General features: G+C 44.5%; 21 protein-coding genes. 5 read left to right on the top strand and 16 right to left on the bottom strand.

Annotated elements, in window-relative coordinates; genetic code table 11:
• Positions 1-127: 127 nt before the first annotated feature.
• The 3 genes from N6H06_RS03560 to N6H06_RS03550 form a co-directional block, all read right to left on the bottom strand.
• Entirely contained in the window at positions 128-637 is a 510-nt protein-coding gene (locus N6H06_RS03560; RefSeq protein ID WP_094425444.1) for a DoxX family protein, read from the bottom strand.
• 248 nt (positions 638-885) lie between these two features.
• A complete protein-coding gene (locus N6H06_RS03555) occupies positions 886-1,062 on the bottom strand; it encodes a hypothetical protein (protein WP_193754449.1) in 177 nt (58 codons plus the stop codon).
• A 73-nt stretch (positions 1,063-1,135) separates the two neighbouring features.
• Positions 1,136-1,501 (bottom strand): VOC family protein, encoded by a 366-nt coding sequence (locus tag N6H06_RS03550; protein ID WP_153020490.1) that lies wholly within the window; start codon positions 1,499-1,501, stop codon positions 1,136-1,138.
• 205 nt (positions 1,502-1,706) lie between these two features.
• Between N6H06_RS03550 and N6H06_RS03545 the strand changes: the two genes are divergently transcribed.
• The gene (locus N6H06_RS03545) at positions 1,707-2,327 is read left to right on the top strand and encodes a helix-turn-helix transcriptional regulator (RefSeq protein ID WP_212954353.1); all 621 of its coding nucleotides are present in this window, start codon (positions 1,707-1,709) and stop codon (positions 2,325-2,327) included.
• 88 nt (positions 2,328-2,415) lie between these two features.
• Complete coding sequence (locus N6H06_RS03540) at positions 2,416-2,670, top strand: hypothetical protein (RefSeq protein WP_263705651.1); 255 nt, start codon at positions 2,416-2,418, stop codon at positions 2,668-2,670.
• Between the two features lie 33 nt (positions 2,671-2,703).
• Here N6H06_RS03540 and N6H06_RS03535 read toward each other — a convergent pair whose 3' ends face one another.
• From N6H06_RS03535 to N6H06_RS03490, 10 genes are all read right to left on the bottom strand, one after another.
• Positions 2,704-3,627, bottom strand: coding sequence for an AEC family transporter (locus N6H06_RS03535; protein ID WP_062745675.1), 924 nt, complete (start codon positions 3,625-3,627; stop codon positions 2,704-2,706).
• A 147-nt stretch (positions 3,628-3,774) separates the two neighbouring features.
• Complete coding sequence (locus tag N6H06_RS03530; protein ID WP_062745673.1) at positions 3,775-4,737, bottom strand: sugar phosphate isomerase/epimerase family protein; 963 nt, start codon at positions 4,735-4,737, stop codon at positions 3,775-3,777.
• A 19-nt stretch (positions 4,738-4,756) separates the two neighbouring features.
• On the bottom strand, positions 4,757-5,590 hold the full coding sequence (locus N6H06_RS03525) for a carbohydrate ABC transporter permease (protein WP_062745672.1): 834 nt from the start codon (positions 5,588-5,590) through the stop codon (positions 4,757-4,759).
• On the bottom strand, positions 5,587-6,522 hold the full coding sequence (locus N6H06_RS03520; RefSeq protein ID WP_263705650.1) for a carbohydrate ABC transporter permease: 936 nt from the start codon (positions 6,520-6,522) through the stop codon (positions 5,587-5,589). Before N6H06_RS03520 ends, N6H06_RS03525 begins: the two co-directional genes overlap by 4 nt.
• 20 nt (positions 6,523-6,542) lie before the next feature.
• Positions 6,543-7,766, bottom strand: coding sequence for an ABC transporter substrate-binding protein (locus N6H06_RS03515; RefSeq protein WP_263705649.1), 1,224 nt, complete (start codon positions 7,764-7,766; stop codon positions 6,543-6,545).
• A gap of 37 nt (positions 7,767-7,803) precedes the next feature.
• Positions 7,804-8,784 carry a Gfo/Idh/MocA family protein gene (locus tag N6H06_RS03510; protein ID WP_263705648.1) on the bottom strand — a complete coding sequence of 327 codons (981 nt, stop codon included), beginning with the start codon at positions 8,782-8,784 and terminating at the stop codon, positions 7,804-7,806.
• Positions 8,785-8,877: 93 nt separating this feature from the next.
• Positions 8,878-9,894 carry a LacI family DNA-binding transcriptional regulator gene (locus N6H06_RS03505; RefSeq protein WP_062745666.1) on the bottom strand — a complete coding sequence of 339 codons (1,017 nt, stop codon included), beginning with the start codon at positions 9,892-9,894 and terminating at the stop codon, positions 8,878-8,880.
• A gap of 328 nt (positions 9,895-10,222) precedes the next feature.
• Positions 10,223-10,585, bottom strand: coding sequence for a nuclear transport factor 2 family protein (locus N6H06_RS03500; RefSeq protein ID WP_062745664.1), 363 nt, complete (start codon positions 10,583-10,585; stop codon positions 10,223-10,225).
• Positions 10,586-10,645: 60 nt separating this feature from the next.
• Positions 10,646-11,431 carry a helix-turn-helix transcriptional regulator gene (locus tag N6H06_RS03495; protein WP_062745662.1) on the bottom strand — a complete coding sequence of 262 codons (786 nt, stop codon included), beginning with the start codon at positions 11,429-11,431 and terminating at the stop codon, positions 10,646-10,648.
• Between the two features lie 139 nt (positions 11,432-11,570).
• Complete coding sequence (locus tag N6H06_RS03490; protein WP_263705647.1) at positions 11,571-12,548, bottom strand: iron-hydroxamate ABC transporter substrate-binding protein; 978 nt, start codon at positions 12,546-12,548, stop codon at positions 11,571-11,573.
• Positions 12,549-12,723: 175 nt separating this feature from the next.
• On the opposite strand from N6H06_RS03490, the gene N6H06_RS03485 reads away from it, so the two are divergent.
• Positions 12,724-13,557 (top strand): aldo/keto reductase, encoded by an 834-nt coding sequence (locus N6H06_RS03485; protein WP_404830325.1) that lies wholly within the window; start codon positions 12,724-12,726, stop codon positions 13,555-13,557.
• A 233-nt stretch (positions 13,558-13,790) separates the two neighbouring features.
• Positions 13,791-14,819, top strand: coding sequence for a LacI family DNA-binding transcriptional regulator (locus N6H06_RS03480; protein WP_212954361.1), 1,029 nt, complete (start codon positions 13,791-13,793; stop codon positions 14,817-14,819).
• A gap of 161 nt (positions 14,820-14,980) precedes the next feature.
• Here the strand turns inward: N6H06_RS03480 and N6H06_RS03475 are convergent, their stop codons facing one another.
• Positions 14,981-16,315 (bottom strand): globin-coupled sensor protein, encoded by a 1,335-nt coding sequence (locus N6H06_RS03475; RefSeq protein WP_263705646.1) that lies wholly within the window; start codon positions 16,313-16,315, stop codon positions 14,981-14,983.
• Positions 16,316-16,469: 154 nt separating this feature from the next.
• Between N6H06_RS03475 and N6H06_RS03470 the strand changes: the two genes are divergently transcribed.
• Positions 16,470-17,300, top strand: a complete 831-nt coding sequence (locus N6H06_RS03470; RefSeq protein ID WP_062745653.1) for a nucleotidyltransferase domain-containing protein — start codon at positions 16,470-16,472, stop codon at positions 17,298-17,300.
• Positions 17,301-17,415: 115 nt separating this feature from the next.
• On the opposite strand, the gene blaOXA is transcribed toward N6H06_RS03470, so the two are convergent.
• Both blaOXA and N6H06_RS03460 read right to left on the bottom strand, forming a co-directional pair.
• Positions 17,416-18,225, bottom strand: coding sequence for a class D beta-lactamase (blaOXA, locus tag N6H06_RS03465; protein ID WP_263705645.1), 810 nt, complete (start codon positions 18,223-18,225; stop codon positions 17,416-17,418).
• A gap of 118 nt (positions 18,226-18,343) precedes the next feature.
• Positions 18,344-19,030: an FHA domain-containing protein gene (locus tag N6H06_RS03460; protein WP_263705644.1), complete on the bottom strand. Its 687-nt coding sequence runs from the start codon at positions 19,028-19,030 to the stop codon at positions 18,344-18,346.
• Positions 19,031-19,104: the final 74 nt, after the last annotated feature.

Below are 19,104 nucleotides of genomic sequence, written 5' to 3'. Positions count from 1 at the left end.
GCTTGAACGCTGTACTTTTTCATTACCAAAGCTAGGAGGAGCGTTTTCTTGCTGGAGCCATTATGTATAAAAAATCAAGCAGCTACAATAGCTGCTTGACCTTAAGCATGCGTCGCCCTATTTAGGGTCATGCGCTCTTTGCTTTTCGTTTCTGTTTTCCTTGTAACAACGGCCACTGCCCCATTAATGGAGCTGCATAACGGTCTAGACCGATCGCTCCTGCATTGTTTTTGCTAATAAGAATGAAAATGGATAGAATCAACATGACCGGGTTATTGGAAACGGTGCCCGCCAGCAAAAATGACATATTCATCGTGCTTCCAAAGAAAGCAGCACTTCGCGTAAGCAAACCAACGATCAGGCCAATCCCAACAAAGATTTCCCCCCACATAACGAAAAAGCTAAACAACCCTGCGTTCGGCAATGCAACGTTTTCCAAAAAAGCATGGTAGAGAGGAAAAGCAAGTCCCTCCCCTTTCATAACGGGATTGGCAACTGCCGCTTCCAGGAATCCGGAAGCATCAAATCCGCCTGTTACTTTACCGAATCCAGAAGTAACCCACATCCATCCTAAATATAATCTCACAGCAAGCAAACACACAGCCGCGGCTTTTGTCTTTTGTAAAAAATGTAACATATGATTTCCTCCTTCTGATTGTGAATGTTTTCACATGTCTTTCTACCTCCACTATACACAACCCCCTTTATTTGTTCAACATTTCACAAACTAATTCAAGAAATCGTCATAATTCGCTGAGGGCTAGCAACTTTTTTTGCCCACTATTGCTGAAAATACGATCCAGCTAGGAAGGCTCGTTTTGTCCATGTCTATTTCTTGCTTTTAGCGAAAAATAAAAAAGACGCACTGGCATTGAGCGTCTTTTATTAATTGATTGTGTTGGGGCCATGCTCTTCCTCATCCGTTTTTCTGTTCAAATATTCATTTGGTTCGCCGCCAGCAGCATTATGGTTTTTGATTTGGCTTAACCGGCCATTGCGGTGTTCGCCATGATTGCTGTTTTCTTTAAATTGGTTATTGTGCTTTTTGTCCTTATTGCTCATGTTTTGCCCTCTTTCCTTTCTAAGCTGAATTTAGCTTATGAGAAAAGGGACAATTTATGCACACGCATTTAGATTAGGAGCCAGCCCAATCCAACTGTTGTTGGTTGCCTTCAATCAGTTCAATTGTATTTCCGTCCGTATCTTTGATCGCTAAAATGAGTTGGCCATTCGCACTTAACCACAATTTCCCAAGTGTCTTCCATTCCTCTAATGAAGTCTCTCTTTCTGCAAAAAACTCGCCAATGTCTTCTACATATAGACGGCAGTGGGCATTTTGACTTCCTGGTCTCTCCATTAGATGGAAGATCGCTTCTTTTTTTTGGATCGCCACACAATCGGCTGCAATATCGTTTGCTGCAAACCCGAGCCTTTTTGTATAAAATTCTTTGCTCTTAGCCAAATTCGCGACTTTAAATACTGGTATGATCTGCATCCTCATTGCCTAATCCGCCCTCGCTTCTCCTAAAACCGACACACTCGTTTCGTTTAATGCCCTTTGGGTTAACAATACTGTTTGGATCTATACAATTTCTATACAACCTCCATTAGGCTTTGCGGAATGTTTAGAAATTGTACAGGTCGTCACATTACGGTAGAGGTGTGACCACTAAGGGAAAGGGTTGATTTAGAGTCATGATGGTGCGATGAACCTATTATTCATTTCAAAAAAAAGCTTGCTGGCCGATATGTTCCGTTACCGTATAACAGAAACCGGCAGTCAGCTGTGCATTGTCCACTCAACTCAAGAGATAAAAACGTGTCTTGCCGATTTTTCTGTAGATATCGCCATCGTCTATGGAGAACAGCCAGACAGTGTCGCATTTATTAAACAACTGCGCGCTAGCGATCCTCATTTGCCGTTGCTTGTGCTGGCGGATAGGGCAACATACGAGTACATCAAGGTTTGTAGGGATTATGATGTCAATGGACTTCTATCAACCAAAACCAGCTTTCAACAATTAATGGCGAAAGTAGCCAGAATCTTGCAGGGCGAGTCCATTTATGATACATATTTATTGGAAGAGGAATCGAGCCATTTGGCCCATGTCCACTTCTCCCGCATGGAGAGAAAAGTAATCGATTACATAGTGGATGACTACCCTAACAAAAAAATCGCACAAGTAATGGGGATTCATGAAGGGACTGTAAGAAACTATATCAGCAACATTTATAGCAAAATTGGTCTTCATCGCCGTAAAGAGGCAAAACAACTTTTAAAGAAGTGGATGGAAAATGATACAGAAGAAAGTAGAACAAAGGGGTGAAAGTTTTCGCTTATTCCGATAGTAATGGCTAGTCTTTCCGCTACGGATTGAAAGTAGCGAACAAACAAATCGAAGGGTGAGGATGTTTATGTCAAACGAACCATCACATGAGTCGGCTAGAGAAAAGTTGCGGGAAGACGAGTCAAACAAACAAGCAAATGCAGATCATCAGCGGGGATACACGACAAATTGCCATCCTACAAGCATTCGCCTAAACGATAACAAAGCCCTGACTTCTAATGAAGTCGTTGCAAAACTGGAAGCTTTATGCACGTTGCTTCAAGATACGGAAGGCTACTATCTCCTCGACATCAAGGTGACCGAAACAGAGATCGTTGGATAAATGCCAACAGACAGTAGCCTCCTGCCTACACCATTAAAATAAGACGCTCGCCAAATGAATGACTGCTGTAGCGGTTACACAACTGAGCAGTGTTGAATAAAGAACGATTTGGGCATGGAGCTCAGGCTCTACCTCGTGCTCAAGCGCAAGTGTCGCCGTATTTCTTGAGGTAGGAAACGAGCTAGCAATAAACAACGATTGGGCTACAACGCCCTCAATGCCGAGAGCAAAGATGAACAGCAAGGCAAAGACAGGTCCAGCGACGAGCCTTCCGAGCAAACTCCAGGCGATCGCACGATGGAAAGAACGTAAACGAATCCCTGCAAGTTGGGCACCTAATAAAAACAGCGCTAACGCTACAAAACCATTGGCCAATTGTTCAAGTGGGACGAGTACAAATCCTGGAATGGGCCAGGCAAAAGCTTGAAAAACGAATCCCGCTAACAGCGCATGAACAATTGGAAGCTTTACAAGCGACTTGCCAATGTCAACGATCGACTTAGTCGCTGACAACAAGTTGTAAAGCCCGTATGTATACGTGAGCAAGTTTTGAAAGACAAGAACAATAATTTGTACCGAGACGCCCAACGGATTTGTACTAAAAATAAGTTGACTAACAGGCAGCCCGTAATTGCCGGAATTCATCAACGATATGCTGTTTTTTAATGCTGCCCCTTCTCCACGCTTCAATTTTAGGCCTTTCGCTAAAAGCTGTCCAAGCGCCATCGTGCCCCCTGTGAACAAAAGCAAATAAAAAACCAGCTGCGTTAGTAACTGCATGTCAAACTGCGCTTCATAAATGTTCAAAAACACAGCAGCTGGCATAAAACAAGACGTCAAAAGTTTCGAAATCGGCGTTAATTGAAAATGAAAACGCCGCTGAAACAAAGCGCCGATCGCCATTAAAATAAGAATTGGAAGGACAACGTTCACAAAAACAAGACTCATGTAACCCATTGATGATAACTCCTTTTTAAATACGAAACATTCCTTCCTCATTATAGCGCTATCAGCCTGTTGCTTGTGTATGGTTTATTGGAAGCTTATTGATTCAATTTATTTATCACCACTTCGCGCTCGCCTTGCCCAATATTCGTTTTTACTTTAAGCCCACCACATCTCCCCCGCATCATTTCGAATAATGGCCGTTTGTAAAAACGCGATCGCTTTCGTCAAGCCTTCTTCGTTTGTCATCAGTCCGTCCTCATGCTCAATGCTCATTGCTCCCTTGTAGCCAATCAGCTGAAGGGCACTAATGATCTCTCGCCAAACTTCTTCATTATGACCATAACCGACAGTACGAAAAATCCAGGACCGGTCCGCGATATCGCGATACGGTTTCATATCAAGAACGCCGTTGCGACTTGCGTTTACTGCCTCGATTTTCGTGTCTTTCGCATGAAAATGATAGACGGCCTCTCCAAGTTCACGAATGCAAAGGGCAGGGTCCATGCCTTGCCAAAAATAATGGCTCGGGTCAAAATTGGCGCCGATTTGCTTCCCGCATTCCCTACGTAGCCGCAGCAATGTCTCATTGTTATACACGACAAAACCAGGATGTGGCTCAATTGCAACCTGCACACCATGTTCTTTTACGTAGCTGTGCTTTTGGTGCCAATAAGGAAGGACTTTTTCTTCCCATTGCCATTCAAGCATTTCCGAAAAATCATGGGGCCACGGGCATGTATTCCAAACAGGATAGCGAGAATGTTCCGACTCGCCCGGACAACCAGAGAAAGTAACAACAGTCTCTACACCTAGCCTTGCAGCCAATTGTACGGTTTGCTCAAACACACGGTCATGTGCGTTGCTCACCTGCGGGTTAGGATGAAGCCCATTGCCATGGCAACTAAGGGCGCTAATCGTTATGCCCCGCTCATCAAAAGCAGCTTTAAACGTGGCAAGCTTATCTTCATCTGCTAAAAGCGCCTCTGGTTGGCAATGGGCATCGCCAACATAACCACCTGTTGCGATTTCCACTGTATCAAGGCCCTTTTCTTTTATGTGATCTAACATCTCTACCAACGACTTTTCTCCGTATAAAACAGCAAATACACCAAGTCTCATCATTCATTCCTCCCATTATTTACTTCATTGAACCAGACGCAATGCCCTCGACAATATGCTTTTGAAAAGCAATAAAAATCAAGATAATCGGAATAATGGCCACGAAAGAAACTGCCATTAAACTGTTCCAATTCGTTCCGTGCTGGCCAACAAACGTATATAAGTAGACTGTAAGCGGTCGAATGCTTTCATCGGTTGTCAAAATAAGGGCGTACAGCAAGTCACCCCAGGCAAACAAAAATGCAAATGCACCGACTGTTAACAGCCCTGGTTTTGCCAACGGCAAAATAATCCGCACAAACGTTAAAAAACGATTGCTTCCATCAATAGCTGCTGCTTCTTCTAACCCTTGCGGAATGGACATAAAGAATGGACGTAATACAAGGACGGCAAACGGCAGCGCCGTTGTTGTATTGGCCAAAATCAGAGCGATAAAATGATTTAACAACCCTAAATGAGAAAACAACAAGAAAAATGGCAGTGCCAGCATGATGCTCGGCAGCATCTGTGCTACAAGCATGACCCCAATTATGGCTCCCTTCCCCTTAATGTCAAGCCTTGCTAACGCGTAAGCAACAGGAGCAGCAAGCACTAATGTTAGAACCAATGTGCCTAGTGCAATCACGACACTATTGAGAAAAAAACGGACAATCTCTGGGTTATTTAAAATATTGTCAATATAGGCCTCCGTAGTCACCTCCCGTGGAATGATTTGTGGAGGAATCGCAAAAATCGCTGACATTGGTTTAATGGACGTGACAACCATCCAATAAACAGGAAACAAAAACAGCATGGTTGAAATAAGCCCGATGACACTGGCTACATACTGGCTTTCTACAAACCGTTTTTTCATGCTGCATCCTCCTTACTGGCAATCCGTAAATAGATAAGCGAAACAACAATCAACAAAGCAAGCATCACGGTTGTAATCGTAGCGCCGATACTGAAGTTGTAGTTAATAAACGCTTGTTCATAGGCATAAAACGGCATGACAGTTGAAGCGTACAGCGGCCCGCCTTTTGTCATAATCAAAATGATGTCAAATACTTTGAATGTGTAAATGATGCCGAGCATGACCAAAATGAACAACGTCGGTTTTAGCAGAGGCAATGTAATCGCAAAAAACTGCCGCCATTTCGAAGCCCCATCTACACGGGCTGCTTCGTAAATGTCTGTTGGCAGCGATTGGAGTCCTGCCAGCAAAATGACCATGTTAAATGGAATGCCAATCCAAATGTTTGCAATAATCGTGCTGTAAAGGGCCGTCTGCTCGTTCGACACCCAATAAATTGGCTCTTCGATGATGTTTGCCCACAACAGAAAATGGTTGATGATCCCGTGTTCGCCAGCGAACATCCATTGGAACAGCGTACCGGTAATCACAAGGGGAATCATCCAGGCCATTAAAAGGAGCGCTCGAAATAGGCCGCGGCCTGGAAATGTTTTATTAAAAAATAACGCCAAGGCCAGTCCGACGACAAACTGGAATAGCAAACATAATGTCGTAAACACAATTGAGTTTTTCACCGATTGCAAGAACACCGTGTCCGTTAAAACAGCCTTGTAATTGTCAAACCAAGTAAATTCGTAGCCAGACATAATGTTGAATACAGTTACATTATGAAACGTCAAATATACATTGTAGCCGATTGGGAACAACATAAAAACAGCTAAAAAAAGCAGCCCAGGCAACACAAACATATACTTTCCTACTATATCTTTTTGCAGCCTTTTCTTCGGTTTGAACGAACGTGGCCGTTTTACGGCTGAAAGTGGCGACTCCATTCGCTTTCCCCCTAAGCTTATTATTGGTTTTTCTCAAACAGGGCGTTCACTTCACTGGCTGTTTCCTGAATCGCTTCATTAATAGGAATTGATCCAGACAGCGCTCCTTGAATCATGTTCTGTATTTCGTTGGAAATGGCTGGATACTGTTCGCCATATGCCCTTGCCCTGGCAAACTCCATGCTGTCAGCAAACGGTTCATACATCTTATCTTCTTGCCAATAGGGGTCTTGGATTAAGTCTTTTCTCGCTGGCAAGTAATGTTTGTCTTTTACCATTTGCATCAGCACCTCTTCTTCCTGCATAAATGTGATCACATTCCACGCTTCTTGAATATGCTCTGAAGAACTGCCAATCGCAAAATTTTCGCCGCCGATGACGGTTGCCTGTGCCTCAGCCGCTGGGAGAGGGACTACGCCCCACTCAAATTCGAGCGAGTCGCGAAATTGCTCAACTTGCCAAGTCCCATTTACCATCATAGCTGTATTCCCATTTACAAATTGCAAGGCAATATCCTGCTGATTGAGCGACAGAACTTCACGGGACATGTAACCGCTATCAATAAACCCTTTCCAAAGCTCAAGTGCCTCTCTCGTTGCCTCGCTATCCAACTGGTCCAAATCTCCGCCTGCCTGCCATAAAAAAGGGAGAAATTGAAAGGCGCCTTCCTCACTGCGGACAGCAGCTACAGAAAATGGGTAACCGTCCGTCTTGCCTGCAAGATGAGGAACAGCCTCTTTCAGCTCATCCCATGTCGAAGGCGGCTTCACTCCCGCTGCTTCTAGCAAGTCGTTGTTGTAAAAGAGCGCTAAATTGTTGCTTCCAAATGGAATGCCAAAATTCCGGCCTTGGTACATCGTTGATTTCCACGGACCTTCGAAATACTCGTCTGCTTCTCCCCATTGCTCAACCAATTCTGTAATATCAGCTGTTGCCCCCGCCGCTGAGAGTGCTTGATGGTTCGGATTATCAACGATCATAATATCTGGAAGCTCCCCGCCAACCATCGCTAAGAGGAGCTTACGCTGCATTTCTGAAAAAGGAACAGAAACGCGCTCGATCTTGACATCAGGATGGGCTTTCTCATATTTGGCAATCGCATTGATGACTGATTGTTCTGTGCCGTCCCTGCCATACGTATCCCACCATGTCAAAGTAGTTTGTTCTTTCGAGGCCGTTTCATTGCAAGCGGCAACGCTAAGTGACAGCAAACATGCCAACGTGACTACACATGCTATTTTCATAAAGAAACACTCCCTGTTTAACGAGTATAATCCGTTCTCAACAAGTCCATTTCTTCCCTGACTTTGCCGCTTCAATCGCCGCCCACGTCAATTCAAGGCTTTTTACATTGTCTTCAATCGATGTTGGTGGCACCGTATCATGGCGAATAGCGGCAACAAATGCATCAAGCGACAGCAGACGGTCTGGCAACAAACTCGTTTGAAGCTGAATCTCAGTTGGTTCATCTTCCTCACCTTTGTACATGTAAACGCGGTCGTCGACTAGTTCAATTGCCCCCTTTTTTCCTACGAGACGCAATTCTCCATTCCAAGGGGTTTTACGCCCTTTTCCAGCCCATCTACCGGTATAGCTTATTCGCACTTCATCTTCAAACAAGATGTCTACATGGGCATTGGGCATGCCTTTAAACCAGCTCCATGTTGGGCGGAAGCTTGCTGCTGTCACTTCAACCGCCTCTTTTTCTAGCAAAAAACGGAGGATGTCAAAATGGTGGATCGCCATGTCTTGCAAAAGAATGTCGGCATATTCGTCCCTCCAACCGCCAAAACGAGTGGCACGGTTAAAATAATAATCGCCATATTCCACCTTTCCAATCAACTGCTGATCGAGTAGCGCTTTGATCGTCTGGATTTGCGGGTGATAGCGATAATTTTGGCTAACCATCACTTTTTGTGCGTGTGCTTTCGTAAATGCCAGTAATGCTTTTCCTTCCTCAAGCGTGTCTGTCAATGGTTTTTCCATCATGACATGAAGTTTAGCCTTGATGGCTGTCTTCGCCAAATCGGCATGAGTAGTTGGCGGCGTCACAATTAACACAAAGTCCGCTTCCACTTTTGCGATGGCTTCTTCTAGACTGTCAAAAGATAAAACACTGCAATTTGCCCGTTTTAATGCCGCTTGCACATTCACCTCGAGGGGATCGACAATGGCTACCACCTCTGCATGCTGGTAAGTTTGGAGCAGTTCAAACCAAGAAAGTCCAAACCCCCCTACTCCCACTTGAATCGCTTTTAACATATTCCCTTTACCTCCATTTTTCAGTTAATTGATTATCGATAATCAAAACAAAGTATAGAAACAACTTAATCATTGGAATATATAACCCAATGATTAAGTATAGTACGAGGCATTGTTTTTCATGACAATTTCCAGTTTCGTAATCGTTGATTGATTAGCGTCTTCTTCCTCGAGCACCATCAAAGAAAACAATTTTTTGATTGCTAAGTAGCCTTGGCTGACTGGGTCTTGAGTGATCGTTGCGGCAATCATTTGCGTATGAAGATGCTTGTAGATCAAATCATTCATATCATGGCCAACCAATGCCGCCACTTGATGTTCAGGGTATTTTGAAAAAAAGTCGGCCACATTCCCTAACTCTGCTGTAGCTACATATAACCCATCCAAACCAGTAACTTCTTTCTGCCATTGCTGTCCTGGCTGGAAGGGCAAGTCATGTTCTTCAAGGCGAATCGCCTTACAAAGCTCCAGCCTAAATTCCCGTAGACCTTCACGAAAGCCTTCTAGTTTCTCCCGTGCTTGGTAATCATTATTTCCGCCTAACAGCACGCCAACCTTTCCTTGCTCTGGGACCAGCTTTGCCACTAATTCAGCAGCTAACCTTCCTGACGAGTGATAATCGCAGCCAACATAAAATAAGCGCCCACTGTTTTGTGCGTCTACATTAAACGTACAAATAGGTTTTTTACTCGCCTTTAAATACGGGGAAACTGCATCGCCAAGGGCAGCGATTGCAACGGCGTCAATGGTTTCATCTGCCAATATTTCTTGAATCCGTTCCGGTGATTCGGTAAATGCCTCCACTGGGAGGCGAAAACGGTGGACTGTGACCCCGTAGTCCCGCAGTTCTAATTCAGCTTGGGCAATGCCTGCCTCAATTTGCTCCCAAAAGTATGCTGGATATTCTTTATAAACGACAGCGACATGAAAGGTTACTTTTCGTGAGAGAATGCTGGCCATCCGGTTAGGAACATAGCCCATTTCCTCCGCCTTTTCCAATACGCGCTTGCGCATTTTTTCACTGACATTGGCGCGATTGTTCAGAACTCTATCCACTGTAGCAATCGAAACGCCTAGTTGTTTCGATATTTCTTTTGCTGTGACTTTCATTTCTTCCCTCTTCGCCTTCGTTTGATTATCGTAAATCAATTGCAAGATTATTAAAATCATACATGCAAACGCTTAAAAAAACAAGCACGAAATTTTATGACACAATCAACGCCTGGCGTAACCAGGCGTTCAGACTGTAGACAAACGCTCGCATACTTCGTCGTTTGCCTCACTCATCTACTCATGAACCCCCGTTCTATTCGCATCTTCCCTCGGCTGCACTCCTCGTCTGACAAGCGTTTTCTATCAGTCTGAGGGCGGTTATCGACTTTGTCGACAACCTCAACACCTGGCGTAACCAGGCGTTGTTCTCGGAAACGATCTTCTTTTATAAAAAAAAGAAATAGGCGGTTAAATCCGTAATCTTTCCTTTTTCATTGAGTGTATATAGGTCACAAAAGGCCGCTTTCCTTTTCGTTCCTGTTTCATCTGGGCACAGCATTGTCCCTTCGATAGCGGCGCTACGCCCAGAAGCAATGATGCGTTTTGTCGTAAATTCTTCGCTCACAATTCCTTTTACTGACTCTAGCCTTTTGGCAACTTCCTCTTTCCCCTCAACTACAGAGTCCCCTATCATTTCCCAACGGATGTCTTCCGCCGCATGGCTAAGAATAAAATCAACGTCCCCTTTGGCAAATGCCTCATTTAAGTCTGCATACAATTGTTCAAACTGTGCTTGCTCTGTTTTCATGTCTTCGCCTCCTTGAATCAAGTTACCCTCATCTTACCAAACAGAATAAACGGCCATTTCTCACCAATTGCGCTGTTCGATCAGAAATTGGTTCATTAATAATGGCAAGGAAATCAAGATCGGCGGATCATCCTGTTTAGGAGGGTGAAGTTGTAGACGAATCCCATCTACAGCCGCAAATGGACGCATAACAATCGCTGTCTTTAAGCGGCCGCGTAATGTTTGTTGCGGAAGTAGAAAGTCTTTGCCTTCCATCCCCCATGAAACGGCTGTTGCCAGCAAATAATACGTCCCAGGGGCAACATTCAAAAAACAAAAATCGTCGCTGCCAGAGAGCAATGTACCGTAACATGGCAACCCTTCAGGAATTGGCTTTGAAAATAAGCCGACGAACACAACACCTGAAAACGGCGAACCTGCTGTAATGGTTCCGCTTACGCTATTTAAAGGAGAGGCAGCCGCGCGAGTCGAAGGCCATTTTTGCAGCCTTTGCAGAGCTTGTAAATGTCCTTCTGCACTAGCCAGTGATTCACGAAAACGGCCAGGGCTCAACCCTACTCGTTCAGTAAAGCGAGTCGTAAACGTACCAAGGCTTTGCTGGCCGATTTCCAAACCGATGTCCCGTACCCCTAAATTTGTATGGACGAGCAGGCTTTTCGCTTTATCTAAACGAAGGGCAGAGACATAATAAAGCGGCGAGATCCCCACTTCATTTTTGAATTTTCGAACAAAATGATATGGACTATATCCGACATGTTTGGCGATCACGTTTAAGCTAAGCGATTCATGGAGGTTTCGCTGGATAAACGAAACAGCCTCGATGATTTCCGGCGTAGGAGCTGACAACCGTTCACACCTCTTTTTCTTTCATTGTATACTGGCAAAGAGTTGCTGGCAAATCAAGCCCCGGTAAATGAAAACGGAAAAAGCTGTTCCACCGAAATGGAACAGCGAGATCGCTTAATCGTATAAACTTGTCCAATGCCTACTGGCCGTTATTTTCAGCACGTTCTACAATCATGTCAGCAATTAAATCGATTTGTCCACGGACAGAAATCGGGTCATACGGATAAAATGTATCAAAATCATTGATAAACACACGATTGTTTTTGACTGCCTCAAGCCCTTGCCAAATGGGAGAAGACTCCATCTCAGGAAGCTTGCTGTCCCCTTCAGGATGGTAGTCGGTAATAAACATATAATCAGCCGCGTAATCAGGAATAACTTCCGTAGACAATTGTTTCATTTCCCCTGTTTTAATTACTTCTTCGTCAATCGATTCCGGCGCCTTTAAACCTAGTGCATTGTAGATCACTTGCCCACCACGGCCGGCGTTATCATTGAATACCCAGAAATCGCCTTTGTCCGTCAATTCATAAATGCCAAATGTCGCATCGTCTTCTACTACTTCCTCTACACGGGCTCTAGCGGCTTCCGCCTCTTCATTAAAACCGTCTAGAAATTGATCCGCTTCTGCTTCAGCATTTGCTAGTTCGCCGAACAGTTGCAACGATTCTTCAACATTTTTAGCTGTATTGTATGGAATGACAACGGTTGGTGCAATTTGAGAAAGCGTCTCGTATTGTTCTTCGTCCATCACAACAATTAAGTCAGGCTCAAGCTCAAGAACCTCTTCTGTATTAACCGGATCACCCACATCCTTTATGTCTTTAAGCTCCTCTTCAATAAACGGGTTCGAAAAACTCCAAGAACCTGCCCCGACTACATTTGCACCAACCGCCAAAAACTCGCCAGCATAAAAATCAGTGACAATTCTTTCTGGATGTTCAGGTATGCTTATTTCTTCTCCATTGGGAGCCGTATATGTGCGCATCTCTCCGCTCTCAGCTGCGCCGTTTTGATTGCCACTAGGCTCCTCCCCTTCGTTTGAACTCGTATTGCCACAGCCTCCAAGCAAAAGTACGGTCGCAAGGAAAGAGCTGAAAATAACAGGAACCTTCATGAACCGAGTACCTCCGTTATATTTGTTTGCGAATGAAAATCATTATCATCAATACTATAGCAGCAGCAAAGCAAAGCGTCAACAGCAATCAAAGTCGGCAAAGAACAAACGCTTTGGTTAGACGTTTATAAATGTTCAATGTTAGACTATTGGCAAAAGACAAGGAGTGATTAAGATGATCCCAACTGTCACACTAAAAGATGGGTTGCAGTTGCCAGCTATTGGCTTTGGCACATATGCGTTGAATGGAGCAGCGGGCGTCAATGCAATGGTAAGTGCGATTGATATTGGCTATCGTCTGCTAGATTCGGCCTTCAACTACGAGAATGAGGGAGCTGTCGGAGAAGCGATTCGGCGTAGTTCTGTCCCAAGGGAACAGTTGCGCATCACTTCAAAGCTGCCAGGGCGGCGACAAGCATATGAGCAAGCGATCGTGACCATTCAAGAATCTTTGCTGCGCGCGAGATTGGACTATTATGACCTATACTTAATCCATTGGCCGAACCCAAAAACCGACTTATATGTAGAAGCATGGCAAGCGTTAATCGATGCTCAAAAATGGGGGCTTATTCGCTCAATTGGCGTATGTAACTTTTTGCCTGAACATTTAGAGCGATTAGAACGGGAAACGGGCGTCATGCCAAGCATTAACCAAATTGAACTTCACCCTTATTTTTCTCAGGAAAGCCAACGTGCTTGGGATAACAATCATCACATTGTTACTGAATCATGGAGCCCTCTCGGCCGCGCTAGCACCGTTCTACAAGACGAAGCGATCAAACAAATTGCGGCTACACACAGAAAAAGCGTCTCGCAAATTATATTACGCTGGCATGTACAACTTGGGGCGATTCCGTTGCCAAAATCGGCTTCACCTGAACGCCAACTTGAAAACATATCGATTTTCGATTTTTCCCTAAGCACAGAAGAAATGGAGCAAATAAATAGACTAACAAAAGTCAACGGCCGCATCCAAAACCAGGACCCTGCCGAATATGAAGAGTTTTAACGATTCATACTGAGAACGCTTGTAGACAAAAAGTGGAGGGCTAGGAAGATACGAATAACACGTAGTTTCATAAGCAAGCATATGACCGAGGCAAATGCCGAGTATTCGAGCACTTGTCCAAAGTCTAACACGAGTACAGTGGATGTACTCGTGTTGCTTCGAAGCGCTTGACTATTTATCATAACGCTTCCATACTAAACTCAGGAAAGTGTGTTTTAGGGGGAATGACGTGATTGAATAAACCAACCATTAAAGATGTAGCCAAAGAAGCAGGCGTTTCGATTGCAACCGTTTCCCGCGTGCTAAACAACGGGATTGGCTATTCCCTAAAAACCAAACAACATGTGCTAAAAACAATCGAAGAAATGGGTTATTCCCCTAATGCCATTGCCCGCGGCCTCATTAATAAGCAAAGCAATACGATTGGCGTCTTGTTTCCAGAAATATCGGGGCTCGTCAGCGCTGAAATCCTCCAAGGCATAGAGGAAGCTGCACATGCCAGAGGGCAAAGCATCGTCATTTGCAATACAGCCTCTAGCGGCCATAAAACAAAAGAGTACTTAAAATTATTGCAAGAAAAGCAAGTGGACGGCATTTTGTTTGCAAGCCAACTGCTAACATTGGAATATGTAGCGATCGTCCGTAAAATCGGTGTGCCTGTTGTCACCATTTCTGCTTATTCGGAAGACCCGACTATACCAGCCGTCCAAGTCGACAATGAGACGGCTGCTTATGATGCGGTCCATTATTTCATTCAGCAAGGCCATACAGAGATCGGCATGATCAGCGGGAACCCGTCTGATTTGTTGGCTGGGGCGCCACGAATGGCCGGTTACAAACGGGCGCTAAAGGAAGCGGGAATCGCTTATGTGCCTACGAAAGTTGCTTGGGACAAAGGGTTCTATTTTGAAGATGGGCAGAAAGCCTTTCAACAACTATACACCAATCATCCGAATTTGACAGCTGTCTTTTCAGCAAGCGATGAACTCGCCATCGGTGCCATGTCCGCCGCTGCTGCAAGAGGACTTCGCATTCCAGAAGACCTTTCCGTTATCGGCTTTGATGGCACCAAGCTCGCAAAAATGGCCGTTCCCCCTTTAACAACCGTTTCACAACATTTTTTTAGCATGGGCAAAACGGCTGCAAACTTGCTGTTTGATTCAATTGCAACGGGGCAAGCAAGTTCAGGACGTATCATCCGACATGAACTCATCAAAAGGCACTCCGTCCAGATGCGCTCATCCCGTAAATCGATCGACTAAAACACGCTCTAGCCCAAAGGGTTTTCAGGTTTCAGGTTGCAGCCATCGCCGCCGTTTTTACTGAATTTTATTTTCTTGATCGTTATCAGCTGTTTTATGGCAGTAGAGGACGGCTATTCCACTTGTCGTTCTCGTTTGAGAAGCATTCGCGGACATCCCGATTAAGTCGTTTCCTCATCTTCTGTCTTTTTCTCGATCGTTTGTTCATAATTTGCAGTCTGAGCGGCCAATTGTTCGATCGCAGCAGCTGATGATGAGACAACCGCTTTCATTTGTTCCGCTATTGATACATGCAATAGGCTAACACTGCTTTGAATTTCGCCAAAGTGGACTTCATTTGTTTGCCCAAAATGGAGAATCTGTTCAAAGCATTTCTCCGTCGTTTCCATACTAGAGATTCCTTGTTCAACGGCCTGGACCACTTCCGCAATCGAATGTTCAACGAGCTTTCTTTGGGCATGGACGTCTGACACTAAACTGGCTACGTGGCCACTTGAGTCTTTGGTTTTCATTGCTAATTTGCGGACTTGGTCCGCTACCACGGCAAACCCTCTTCCGTAGTCCCCCGCTTGTGCCGCCTCAATGCTCGCATTCAGAGACAATAGTGTCGTTTGGTCTGCCATTTGCTTAACGTTCGCACTTACGTCCTCAAATTGTACAGATAACGCCGTCAATTCATTCATGCTAGCTTCAATTTGTTCTATACATGCTTGGATGTGACCCATATGGCCGCTCTGCCTGTCCACTTGCTGCTGGCCATTTTTTGAAGCATCTAATGAGCGCTCGGAATTCGATTTTCCTTTGTGGGTTAATGTTTCAATTGATTGGGATTGGACGGCTGCTTTATGGACAGATTGCTCCATTTTGCCGATTAAATGTTCAATGTTTTGGAGAGCATGGCGCACTTGCCTGATATACGTATCTTTATGAGTCTCAAATTTTAAACGGATCCGCCTTTCTTCCTCTTCGTATGCTTCTAAAACAAGCTGTTGTTCAAAGTTGATAAGCTTCCCAACTGCGCAGAAAGCAAGAAATTGTTCATTGCCAGGTTTGAGGTGTTTGACGATCATCTGCTGTAATTCTAGCTGCAAGTTGTGAAAAGCGCCAATGTACCACTTGGTTTTAAGACCAATTCGAACATGGGTTTGAGCAATCCGTTTACGCTTAGCAAAAAAAGCGGCATCCACCTTTCCTTCAAACATTTCTAAAATATGTTGTTTTAATGTTTGTTTTAATGCGTCAATGCTGCTATAAGTCGTTACCAACTGCCGTAAATGGGGCTGTTCAAGCAACTTCTCGTAAAAGGCTTCAGTAATCGTTGCAATATGTTCGTTTACAAGTGGATACAAGAGGTGTATATATTCGAGGTCACTTGCATTTAAGCCGATAAACCCAATTTGTTTTTGGATTTCACTTTCATCCAGTTCGATTTTTATAGGGTCTGGTGCCCTTTTCAATTGCATGTTTTCCTGTTTGTTCGCTTTTCTTAGAAACATCGGTCTGCCCCCTCCTTATTTGCACACTTCTCTTTTTTATCGGCAGTATTGTATGGTTTTGTCCAGTTTTTTCCGCTTCGCTTTGATCAATGACTGCTTATTGTGTATGCTTGTTTTGTTTGCGAAACCTTTTAGCGGAAGGAGCACAAAAGCCATGGATCCAAACGAACTAGTTGCCAAAGTAGGCGAACAACTAAAAACTGTGCCTGGAATTGTTGGTACCGTCCTTGGCGGTTCTCGCGCTCGAGGCACCTACAGCGCCGATTCTGACATTGATATTGGCATCTATTATGACCTCAGCCAAGGATTTACGACCGAACAGCTTGATCGGTCTGTTCGTGCTTTACAAGATTGTAACGGAGAGGAGCGTGTTGTTACTGCCCTTGGGGAGTGGGGTGAGTGGGTCAATGCCGGTGCTTGGCTTGTTATTAATGGCTATCACGTTGATCTCATATTGCGTGACATCAGACGGGTCGAACAAGTCATTGCCGATTGCCGTAACGGAGCCATCACTATGCATTACCAAACAGGACATCCACACGGTTATGCCAATGCTATGTATATGGGTGAACTAGCCATCTCTCGTATTCAAACCGATCCTTTTGGAAGACTCGCACAATTGAAAGCATTGACTGACCCATATCCAACAAAAATGAAACAGACGCTTATCCAGTTTTTCGCGTTTGAAGCTTCATTTTCCCTCATGTTTATGGAAGCTAATGTTGATAAAAACGATTTATCGTACTTAATGGGGCATGGCTACCGAGCAATTGCCTGTCTAAATCAAGTCCTCTTCGCTAAAAATGAAGTATATTGTATTAATGAAAAGAAAGCGGTCATGATGATTTCTTCCTTTCCACTTCAGCCGCTACACTACAAAGAACGGATTGATGAAGCAATCACCCTTCTTTCTAGTGATGTTTCCTGCTGCCAGCAAGCCATTGCTCAACTAAAAGCATTGCTGGAAGAAGTGAAAAGCCTTTAAGACGTGGATTAGAGGCGCATCGTGTAAGTCTGACTATGCCTATTTATCGTGATGACCACAAAGAGGTTGTCAACAAAGTCGACAACCTCGGATATCGCCCTGTCTGCTCTGTTTATCATGGCCCGCCGATTAAGTGAAATTCTTCTAACAAACTCAACGTAATTTCTTTGGCGTGTGCACTGGTGCCATCTAAGTTTGTCACAAACGCATACGTGCCATTGCCAGATTCTATATAGCCGACATACCAGCCAACATTCGGCCCTTGCCCCGTTTTTCCATAAAGGGTATAATGGTCGCCTTCCTCCTCGATCATCATACGTTTCACCGTTTTTATCGCATCTTTTGAAAACGGAAGTACTTCGTGATATAAATCGCTGATAAAGTCAGCTTGCTCAAGAGGGGTAATCTCAAGCGAACTGCTTAGCCAAAATTGGTCAATGCCACCCGTGATATCGCGATTGCCATAAGAAATGGCATCAAGCCATTTTTGCATTTGTTCTTCGCCAATATCCCTAGCAAGCGCTTGGTAATACCAAACGACAGAATGCCTCAGCCCAGATCCAAGTGTATGATCTTTATTCCAGACGTCAAGCTCTCTTTCAATGCCGTCCCAGTACTTTATATCGTATTCATCTTTCACCGCCCCCGTTTGCAAGCCAATTAGGGCATTTGCGACTTTAAAAGTCGACTGCGGTGGAAATGCTTTTTCTGCACGCTCATGGTTGTACACAAATGTACGGTCCTGCTGTAAATCGTGAAGAACAAAAGTACCATCATGGCCAGAAAAATATTCCTCCGCTTCAATTTCCTCTAGTTTCGGAATCTCTTTTGCGAATGTTGGTTCATCTGCTGGTTGGCCTTCGCCTATAAATGCTACTATACCAGCTAGACCTAAAACACTCGCAGCCATTATTGCCTTCTTCATTGTTTTCACCTCATCTTCTCCCTTGAGCATAGCAAGACGCTACCTCTATTAACATGGCATGAAGATGATGCTTTCCTGACGTTTCCCTAATAATGTTCAGAATCTTACGATGTCCGATTCAAGCTTTCTTTGAGCGACCTTCTCCTATATCAAGCATATAGCCGTACCTCGGGACTGTCACAATCATGCTGCTGTAAACGCCTAGCTTCTTCCTAAGCCGATAAACAAGTGCATTCACTTCTTCTTTTTCGACATCAGGCACCGATCCGCCTTGTGCCACCATACGCTCTGGCCAAACATTAACTTTCAATTCTTCATAACTGACGGCACGATTGCGATTATCATATAGGCAAAATAGCAATTCAATATGTTTGCCGCTCAATGCAAGGCGCTTGCCACCGACAATGACCTGCCGCTTCGTCTTGTGCACAATCAAACGATGGTCAGTGACGGCATCTAATTCTCGCGTTTGTTCTTGGCGTTGTTCGCTTCCATGCAAAAATGTCAGCTCCGCTGCCCCTTTCGCCAATGTGATCGAATCACTGTGGTGCAGAGGAAAAGGCTTGCCTGGTGGTATTTGCAGCCGATTCACTTCCACACCATGCTTGCTATTCAAGTCTGTTATTGTATAATGGCCGTCTTTTTCTTCTATTAAAGCATGCTTGCGTGAAATATAAGGATCGACAAAGCCAACATCGACAGAAGGGCCTGCCCGGCCAATGAGCATGCGACCTCCACGAACAGAAAGCTGCTCGCCGCTTGGAAAACCCTGCCCTTTAATGACTTGGATGGCGGTTTTCTGCATCCCTTTTCCTCCTTTTTTACGATATCTCTTTCCTTATCATAATCGACTTCGACTTATTTAGAAAGACAACTCGC

Source organism: Shouchella tritolerans, from assembly GCF_025770735.1.
Classification (GTDB): Bacteria; Bacillota; Bacilli; order Bacillales; family Bacillaceae_D; genus Shouchella; species Shouchella tritolerans.
This window is presented reverse-complemented; position numbering and strand designations above follow the sequence as displayed.